The sequence below is a fragment of the Trichlorobacter sp. genome (assembly GCF_030247655.1).
GTDB lineage: Bacteria > Desulfobacterota > Desulfuromonadia > Geobacterales > Pseudopelobacteraceae > Trichlorobacter.
The window spans coordinates 1-7,652 of sequence record NZ_JAOTRZ010000137.1 but is presented as its reverse complement, the minus strand read 5'-3'; the positions used below and the strand labels follow the sequence as shown (position 1 = coordinate 7,652).

Genomic DNA, 7,652 nt, shown 5'->3' with positions numbered 1-7,652 from the left:
AGGTACCGTAGGCAGTAGCACCGATCCGGGCCCTGGGCACCAGATTAAACAGGGCTCCCAGACTCTTATCAGCAGACATAACCACCGTGCAACCAGAGCTTGTTCCGCTGCAGGCGCCTGACCAGCCGCCAAAGCTTGAAGCGGTATTGGGTGTGGCAGACAGGCTGACACTACTGTCTTTAGCAAAACTATTGCTGCAACTGCCACTGTCGCAGGTAGTGTTCCCACCTGAAGTGGGGATGGTTACTGAACCGCCGCCGCCGTTGCTATTGGTTACGGTTACATTCAGGGTCTGCATCAGGGTTATGGTGGTGGTGGCAGAACGTGCTGCTGATACCTTGCCGCTAGCATCCTTTGCAAAGGCATACAGGGTCTTGGCCCCGGCGCTGGCAAAGCTGTAGCTGGTTGGCTTGGTGCTGTTCCAGCTGCAGCCCGCGCTGCTGTTGGTGGTGGCAAGGCAGTAGCTGTAAGGTGCTGCGCCGCCATCAGCAGTAAAGGTTGTCACATCCAAAGTGAGGCTATTGCTGGTCTCTGGGATATAAAACCTGGAGACAAACGGATAATTGTACAGACCGTTCAAAATGGCATCAAGCAGGGTCATCTGCTGGCCGTTGATTGCAACTATTTCATTCCACTGGCGATTACTTAGTCCCCATTGTGCATCGGCATTATCGGGGATACCGTTGCCGTTGGCGTCAGTATGGTATAACGGGTTATCCGGCCACAGATCCTGTTCATCACGAACTCCATCCCCGTCACGATCCGGAAAATAGACTCCATAGGGCACTGTTGCCAGGTTGCGCACAATGTTGCGTCCATCTGAGTCTGCGGCCTCCAGAAGAACCAGCAAAGATCGTTTTTCACTGTAGTTTATGTCAGGTGGAGAAGTTTGTACGGTTATGGGAGAACCGCTTAAAACGCCAGCCAGTTTTGATCCGGCCAGATACGGTGTCATACCCGGCCTGATCGCCTTCACTGTAACGTATTCACCAGCATTAAAGAGATCATCTTCTTTAATATTGCCGGTGCCGTCATCCAGCATCCGATTGCCGCTCAGCCCGGCCACGCCGGTAACGCTAAAACTTTGATCCAGCAACACACTTGGTACAGTCTCACCGGTTATTGTACGATCCGTAAGCCCTGCAACAGTGATACTACTAAAGGTGGGACGACGAAGTACCTTTGAGGCAACAACAGCAACATCAGCCCGAATCATGGCGCTTTGTGGGTTGAAGCTTGAGCTGCTGCCTAATTGCCCCATAAAACCGAAGAACGCAGCTGCGCGGGCCTTGTCATAATCGTATTGGGCAGAGAATGATGCTGAGTCCGCAAAGCTGTACGCAGAAGGATTAGTGAATTCATCAGTTGGCGCCTCAAGCTTGAGTAATGCAGACAAGAGACTGGCAAACCACTCCCGTGTTGCCTCTTTATCAGGCTCAAACTCTGTGGCACTACTGATCAGGCCAAGTTCCTGCGCCTTGAAGAGATAAGGCGTTACCCAACTAAAATTGTAATAGGTACCGCTTGCAGGATCAAATTTGCTCAGATTGGCAAGCGGAAAGACAGTGGCATCCAGTGTGACAAAGCCACGCAGGCTGGCCGCTTTCATCAGCATGGCCAAAGCTTCGGCCTGGTTTGCAACCCGGTTGGGCTCAAATACCCGTCCATTGGCATCATTCGGGTCAGGCAAACCAATGACTATACCCTTCAATGCCAGATAGTTGATGGCTCGATACTGATCCTTTAATTGATCGGTTGTGGCATTGGCGTACTTCAGATCATTAAAGAAATCCTTTACTGCACCATCACTGGTAATAACCCCGTAGATAACTTTTGTGGCAGTTGCTCCAATGGCATCACTAACCTGAATACTCACGGAAACGACACCGGGAGAGGCAAAGCTGCCCTGATACATCTTTCCGCTAATCCCCATGCAGGTGCCGTCAACCACACTGCCGCCACCAGAGGTTACGCTGTAGTTCAAGGCATCACCATCAGGATCAGCAGCCATAAGCGGCAGGCAAACCGATTGACCGGTCTTGCCGCCGACGCTTTCAAGTTGCAGTTGACTGAACTCCGGGGCACGGTTGGTACGCAGCTTCAGCCAGAAATCGTTGTTTTTAGAATTGGTTATGGTCACCACTGCATTGTTGGCGTCAACCAAGGTCCAGTAGGATGACTTGAGATCCGTTGTATCATGCACAGGGTTTATCGGCAGGTTTACGGTAAATTCGGTGTTTGCTGCAACATCGCCAATGGCAATTTCGGTCTGGGCAATACCAAGCCTGCTGGAGGTCTTGCCTGAAACCTGTACAGCCTTGAGGCCGGTTATGGCATTAGTGCCGGACTTGAAACGCCAGGTTTTGGTGGTAGTGCCTATCTGATAGCTGTTGTCAGGAAGGTTTTCAGAGAGGAAGGTGGCAATAGGAACTGGCGCGTACTCACCGTACACTTTAATGTGTTCAAACTTATGAGAATGGCCTGTCCACCAACCATAAGGATGAAGTCCGATACGCTTGATAGCATGGCGTAGATTTGCCGCTTGTGTGGCTGTAAAGTCAATTATACCGTCATTATCAAAATCTATTGCAATTAAACCAGTCTCTGAGTTGTACTCCATGACGGTTGTAACCCAAGTATCATATTGAGATGAGCTAGATAGACTCGAAAATTCAGCATTGCATGATAGATTACCAGTCACATTACTAATCCTGATCTTATTGTAATTATTGCTGTTTGAACAATAATCTGGAGAATAGTCAGATTTCACCCAGTTTACATTTAGAGGCTCACTATTATCTTCGGCAATAAAACTGATTCCCGGCATATAAAAATTACCACCGGGATGCATAAAATGTTTCATTTCCACCCTTATCCTTTTCAGGGGAGAAAAGAAATTGGCAGTTGCACGACCAACATTGTCGGTTACATTCGCTTGTAAATCCAATATGCCATCATGAACTGTTACATCATGACCACTAACAGACCAGATAGCACTATCTAGGCCTACCACTTCAAATTGATCATTTAGGATTAACGACATATCAGTGCCGTCGGGCGGAGTTGTTATATTAGGCATCTGCGTAATCTGCTGTCTCGGTGACGAATAATGCAGATTGCTGCCCCCCTCTACCCCCAGCACCTCGAAATAGCCAGATACTAACGTGACCGGTTCTCCGTTAGTACTGCCTGCGCTAATGGTAAATTCTATTGCTCCGTTGACATAGCTGGCGTTTACCAGTGTCAGGTGCATTTCATTGACACCATTATAAGGGATAAGTGCAACCTGAATCTGGGTATTTTGAAAGGCACTAAAATCCGGCCAGGCTGTGTCATTACGGGGAACCAGCCTTACTTTGCTGCCTGCGGCAGCATAAAACTGGGTATGGTTATACTGGGTGGGGCCTACTGCCAGATCTTTATCAGCCACCTGGATTTCAAGGTATTCCGGCTTATTTGCAGCATCCTCTGCATCTTTCAACATCTGCGAATAACGGCCTATTTCTGCCAGCGCCGCCATCTTCCTTGTTGCATGGCCTGAGTTGAATAGAGCTTTGAAGATGATGCCATAGTACGTGACAGCGTCTGTGTCGGTATTGTTATACAAAAACATCTTATTCATCAGGTCATCGGTGTTATAAATTTCATAGATGCTGCTGCCTTCAAGTGCAGAAAAAACTCTGTCGGCAGTTTTCACACCGTTGGTTAAGGTGCTGTACATATAGGATTGCAGCTCTGCGTCTTCTATGCTTGCCATCAATACCAGAGCATCCAGCGCAACCATTATTTTATCAGCATCAGAAAGGGCATCAAATGAGGTGACGTTGTAGTTGGTGGACAGGTGGCTTTGATTGTTGCGGTAGATATTGAACAGCTCACTCAGCTTATAGGTTTGGCCAACAAATGCCTTTGAGTACGTTGGACGCAGCACAAGATATCTATCAAGAATGTTGGTGATATCTGTCAGACTGACAGACTCGTTGGCAGTTTCCCTATCCACCAAAAGCTGTATCAGTTGACTGATAATCTGCACTCTGCTGTTACGGATATCATTGTATTGGAAAAACAGATTATCCTTAATCTCGGTTATCTGCTTGTCGCGCAGAGTTTTGTAGATCATGGACTCAATCTGGGCACCCATTAAAACAGCATTTAATCCGGGAGCCATAGAGCCTTTTTCCATTACGTTAGTAAGACCCTTGGCAAAGGCGTTGCGTGACCACCAGCTGGCGGCAACGTTTTTGGGGTATATAGTGTTAATTGTCTTCGCAATTTCTATTGAGGTATTATAAGCGTCCAAGAGATTCTGAGCTGCCAGTGCAGTATATTCAGGCTTAATCTGCCAGGTATCCACATCAATTGCTTTAGTCAAGTTTTCTTCGAGGTGGTAAGTAGTCATCCCAAACGAAAGAAAGTTCAGCGCCTTCACGGCGCCTCCTAACGTACTACCAAGTTGTTCATTCCACTGTGTGTACGTCTTAGCGTCTGCATAACCTTTCTGCAAACTTAGCTCTCTGAAAGCCTGCAATTCTCTGTTGGTTGAAAAGAGGCCGTTATTAAAATCGTGATATGATGCAAAGCCATCAAGTATTGCCGCATCGTATTTTTTGTCTATGGGGATCTTGTATTTCCAGAAGTTTTTCAGCGCATTCATGGCCTGCGCGTTATGCTGTCCACTCTCAATGGAGCTTGTTGCCGCCGTCTTCAGCGTGGCATCGAAAAAAGAGTTCATTGCTGAGGCAACCTGGCTGTATCCGGCTAATACATCCAGATACGTTTCCGCAGCACATTGTTTTGGCACCAAATTACAGCACAAAACCAAAACAGTAATGACCATAACCATCATCAATCGTTGCATACCCATTATTCTCCCCGGGTTTGGAATATTCTTGTCGTACATCATGGAACGGCAACATTAAGATCGGGCGAGGCACTCCCTGCCCCTACGAACCGCCTTGTTCTGGCAACTGCTTCAGGATTCTGTCAAAGTCTGATTCAAACAGACGATCCTGTACAACGCGATATTTCTCGAATTCTGTTTCAGCATGCGCTCTGGCGATTTCCGCCGTAACCTTGCCCGCATCCTGCAACACAGACCGATCAGTGGCTTCTATAAAACGGTTCAGGCGGGTTTCCCAGTCCTGCATGGTCATCGGGATCTGCCGTAAGGCCATATCCTCTGCCAGATCAAGGTAGGCTGAGACCAGTCGTTGCAGTTGCGCCATTTCATTTTCAGTCAGGTAGTTTTTGGCAACCACTACATCAAATTTCTGGATCTTTCCGCCGGGCGCATCCTTCCAGGTGGTGAGCCCCATGTTTTCTTTCTCGGCATCAGCACGATGATAGAGTATCTCCGCTGCGGTCTGGCCATTGATGGCCCAATGCAGCTTGTTTTGCACGGTGGCAAAAAAGCGCCTGGTGGCCTGCGCAGTGATATCGTAATCAATTGATGTGGCGTAAATGTCGGTTATTTTCTGGTAGAACTTGCGTTCAGAGAGACGGATTTCCCGAATCCGCTGCAACTGTTCTTCAAAATACTGTCTGGACAGTACCGAGCCGTCGTTTTTCAGACGTTCATCATCCATTGCAAACCCTTTGATGGTGAAGGATTCAACAATGGCAGTTGCCCATTTGCGGAACTGTACGGCACGCTCAGAATTAACTTTGTAACCAACGGCAATGATTGCTGCAAGGTTGTAGTGCCTGGTGTTGTAGCTTTTCCCGTCTGAGGCAGTTATCCGAAAATTTCGGATAACTGAATCTTCCTGCAATTCAGCATCTGAAAATATTTTTTTAAGGTGGTAGTTGATCGTCCTGACATCAACGTCATAAAGCAGCCCCATCATTTTCTGGGTCAGCCATACGTTTTCATCAGCATACATCGCTTCAACCCCGCCTTTGCCTGCTGCAGCAACAAAGGTCAGGTATTCGGCTGCCGATGATCGAACGAGGCTGATGTGGCTATCAACGTTTTTCGCTTTTTCAGACATAGTACGAAGGCTCATTTTACCCTGTGTTTGAAATGTTCTTGTCGTACATCATGGGCACGGCACGCCGTGCCCATGCTTTGCGTTATCCCAAATCTGTGTTACTGTCTACCCACTAAAACTTTCAATTTTTCTCGACATCCTTAAGGAGAAAATGCCATGCAGCTTCAAAAAGCACAGCTTGAACAGTTTGTGCACAACCTGCCGGACCAGATTGATGCCGACGAACTTATGTACCGCATCTATCTGATGCAGAAGATTGAAGCGGGAGAACAGGCTATTCTCCAGGGAAAAACCGTTACCCATGAGGAACTCTGTACCCGGATGACCAAAAGATGCGCCAACTGATCTGGAGTGAAAAGGCTGCTGCAGATCTGAATGATATCTATGATTACATAGCAACCGATTCACCTTTTTACGCTTCAATCCAGATTGAACGGCTTTTGCGTTCGGTTGAACACCTGCCGCGCCCCTATCCTTCCTGCACCACCAGATACTGCTGCAGAATTATCCTGCGAAATGAGTCACTGGCTGTTGCCCAGTCCACCAGATCAACCCGGATGGCCAGGTCTGATTCCTCAAAGGCCTCATGCAGGGTTGCCATCTGCTCCAGCGACAAAGGCTGTTCAGTGACGATAACCAGATCAAGATCAGAATAGGTTTTGGGACTGCCGCTTACCCGTGAACCAAAGGCCCAGACAGTATAACCGGCAAGGCTGGTATGAAGAATTTTACTCAGTTCGGCCTGATCATGGGGGGTGAGGCCAAGCGTGGAAACCGCACCTGCTCTCATGCAGGAGTGTTTCCTACTGTCAGCTGCTGATACAGATAGCGCGCTTCTTCCAGAAAATCCGGTGCAATGGCATATACCGCTTCAGCCTTGCTGCTGTCGTAGGTGTGACTGCTATCAGTGCGGGCCTGACGATAGGCCTTCCAACGACTCCAGTCTGACCGCAGCAGACCTTTTTCATTTCCCAGACGGATCAGATTCTGAAAGCTGCTGTTGTCAAGTTCTTCCGGGGTGGCAGATACTGCTTCAAGATGGCGTTTCAGCATCTTCCAGCTGAGTTCATAAGTAAACTCAAAACACTGAATAACAGAATTTCGTAGTTGTTCGAACAGATCGGCATCATTCCTGGCCATGTCAGAGGTGGCAAAGTTGATACTCTTTTCAAGCTGGCTGATTGCATTTGCAAGTGATGAATAATCCAGAACCATTCCCCTGCCCCCTACTACAGAAATGAGATACGATGTATCACATACAACCCGGCTTTACCAGATGATGCTTACCCTGCCACCACCATAACACGCAACAACTCTGCTGCCAGCTGCTCCACCGCACGGGGCTGTGCATCAACAGTATGCCGCTGCTGTTTGTTACTCCAGATCAGATAGTCAACCGTGCCATCCGGCTCACCCAATATCCGGTATACCTGCGGCATAATCGGCAGGTGATCACCGTAGAGACACAGCAGCCCTTCCCGCTGCATCCCTGCAAGCTGATCCCGAACCATCCCCAGCATCCTGTCTGCCTGTTCCAGATGATGCAGGTAGACGGTCAGGTCATCACATCCATCTGGCTGCTGCTGGATGTAGAGACGCTGTCTGTCTTCCGTCTGCGGCTTTTCAAGATGCAACGGCCCGTGGTTTTCCATGGTGATCACA

At 48.4% G+C, this 7,652-nt stretch carries 6 protein-coding genes and 1 pseudogene; 2 read left to right on the top strand and 5 right to left on the bottom strand.

Going from position 1 to position 7,652, the window contains the following annotated elements; translation table 11 throughout:
* Both OEL57_RS11515 and OEL57_RS11510 read right to left on the bottom strand, forming a co-directional pair.
* The coding region (locus OEL57_RS11515) for an InlB B-repeat-containing protein (RefSeq protein WP_414718518.1) at window positions 1-4,168 on the bottom strand (4,168 nt) is incomplete at its 3' end.
* Between the two features lie 775 nt (window positions 4,169-4,943).
* Complete coding sequence (locus OEL57_RS11510; protein WP_300740678.1) at window positions 4,944-5,990, bottom strand: virulence RhuM family protein; 1,047 nt, start codon at window positions 5,988-5,990, stop codon at window positions 4,944-4,946.
* A gap of 156 nt (window positions 5,991-6,146) precedes the next feature.
* Between OEL57_RS11510 and OEL57_RS11505 the strand changes: the two genes are divergently transcribed.
* Together OEL57_RS11505 and OEL57_RS17070 are read left to right on the top strand one after the other, a co-directional pair.
* Entirely contained in the window at window positions 6,147-6,335 is a 189-nt protein-coding gene (locus OEL57_RS11505; RefSeq protein WP_300740677.1) for a hypothetical protein, read from the top strand.
* A pseudogene (locus tag OEL57_RS17070) lies at window positions 6,323-6,418 on the top strand (hypothetical protein); the annotation flags it as partial. The gene OEL57_RS11505 and the pseudogene OEL57_RS17070, both read left to right, overlap by 13 nt.
* Before the next feature lie 41 nt (window positions 6,419-6,459).
* Here OEL57_RS17070 and OEL57_RS11500 read toward each other — a convergent pair.
* The 3 genes from OEL57_RS11500 to OEL57_RS11490 form a co-directional block, all read right to left on the bottom strand.
* Window positions 6,460-6,780, bottom strand: a complete 321-nt coding sequence (locus OEL57_RS11500) for a nucleotidyltransferase family protein (RefSeq protein ID WP_300740676.1) — start codon at window positions 6,778-6,780, stop codon at window positions 6,460-6,462.
* The gene (locus OEL57_RS11495) at window positions 6,777-7,205 is read right to left on the bottom strand and encodes an HI0074 family nucleotidyltransferase substrate-binding subunit (RefSeq protein ID WP_300740675.1); all 429 of its coding nucleotides are present in this window, start codon (window positions 7,203-7,205) and stop codon (window positions 6,777-6,779) included. The genes OEL57_RS11500 and OEL57_RS11495 overlap by 4 nt, the downstream gene beginning before the upstream one ends.
* Before the next feature lie 68 nt (window positions 7,206-7,273).
* On the bottom strand, window positions 7,274-7,652 hold a 379-nt coding region (locus OEL57_RS11490; protein WP_300740674.1), incomplete at its 5' end, for a sulfatase-like hydrolase/transferase.

Coding starts and splice junctions, on each gene's coding strand:
- OEL57_RS11510 (WP_300740678.1), bottom strand. CDS start 5,990: ATGTCTGAAAAAGCGAAAAACGTTGATAGCCACATCAGCCTCGTTCGA.
- OEL57_RS11505 (WP_300740677.1), top strand. CDS start 6,147: ATGCAGCTTCAAAAAGCACAGCTTGAACAGTTTGTGCACAACCTGCCG.
- OEL57_RS11495 (WP_300740675.1), bottom strand. CDS start 7,205: ATGGTTCTGGATTATTCATCACTTGCAAATGCAATCAGCCAGCTTGAA.
- OEL57_RS11500 (WP_300740676.1), bottom strand. CDS start 6,780: ATGAGAGCAGGTGCGGTTTCCACGCTTGGCCTCACCCCCCATGATCAG.